This window comes from Arthrobacter sp. HMWF013 (assembly GCF_003061105.1).
Classification (GTDB): Bacteria; Actinomycetota; Actinomycetes; order Actinomycetales; family Micrococcaceae; genus Arthrobacter.
The window spans coordinates 1-1,049 of record NZ_QAIQ01000499.1; the positions used below are offsets into that span (position 1 = coordinate 1).

Annotated in this window: 1 protein-coding gene; it reads left to right on the forward strand. The window is 70.4% G+C overall.

From position 1 onward, the window contains the following. Positions 1-83: 83 nt before the first annotated feature. On the forward strand, positions 84-1,049 hold a 966-nt coding region (locus tag DBR22_RS17650; protein ID WP_108600092.1), incomplete at its 3' end, for a DUF4350 domain-containing protein.

A 1,049-nucleotide genomic window follows, 5' to 3' on the forward strand; every position in this document is an offset into this window, starting at 1 on the left:
ATTCTGGACCTCGACGCGGCGCTGCGCTCCCTCAAGCCGGAGCGCCAATCCATCCCTGCCGGCCGTGACGAAGAGGGTCCACGATGACGCAGGACCTCCGGGTGGGCGCCCGGGCCGGTTCCTGGGTCCGGCGGCACCGCGGCTGGGCACTTACCGGGCTGGCGGCGGCCGCGGGACTGGCCGTGATCGTTGCGGGCCAGCTGGCTCCGAAGGGCGACACTGTCCCGTTGTCGGTGCACAATGCCGGGCCGGGCGGCGCGAAAGCGGTGAGCCGGATCCTCGGCTCGCACGGAGTGTCTGTGAGGGACGTGGGTTCCTTCGATCAGGCTGTTCAAGCACTCGAAGACAGGCCCGGAGCCACGCTCCTTTTGTACGACGGAAACGGATTCCTTGACTCCACCCAGCTGGCAGACCTGACGTCCGCCGCCGAACGTACGGTGTTGGTCACTCCCCGGCTGGGCACCCTCTCGGCGCTCGACGCCGGAATCAGCCAGGCGGGCGTGGTGCCGGAGTCGTCACCGCTGCTGGAACCCGGCTGCGGGCTCCCGGATGCAACAGCCGCCGGGACAGTCTCGGGTGATGCAGGCTTCCTGTACGACGGCGGAACGGTGTGCTACCGCCCACCCGGAAGCGCCGCCGGGCTGCTCGCCTCCGCAGACGGCGGCGCCCTGACCGTGCTGGGGAGTACTTCTGCCATCAGCAACCGTGCGTTGGCCAAGAACGGCAACGCCGCGCTGGTCCTCCGGACACTGGGCAAGTCCCGGGATCTTGTCTGGTACCTGCCCGGGCTCAGCGACGCCGGCGCTACGGAGGCGCCCCGGACCCTGGACGGGCTGGCCCCCGACTGGGTGGGCTTCCTTGGTCCCTGGCTGATCTTCGTGGCCGTGCTTGCCATGGTGTGGCGCGGGCGGCGCCTGGGTCCACTGGTCTTTGAACCCCTGCCCGTGGTGGTCAAGGCAGCGGAGACTGCAGAGGGCCGGGCGCGGCTCTACCACGAGTCCCACGCCCTTGACCGGGCCCGGGACAACCTGCGGGCGGGCACCCTGGTG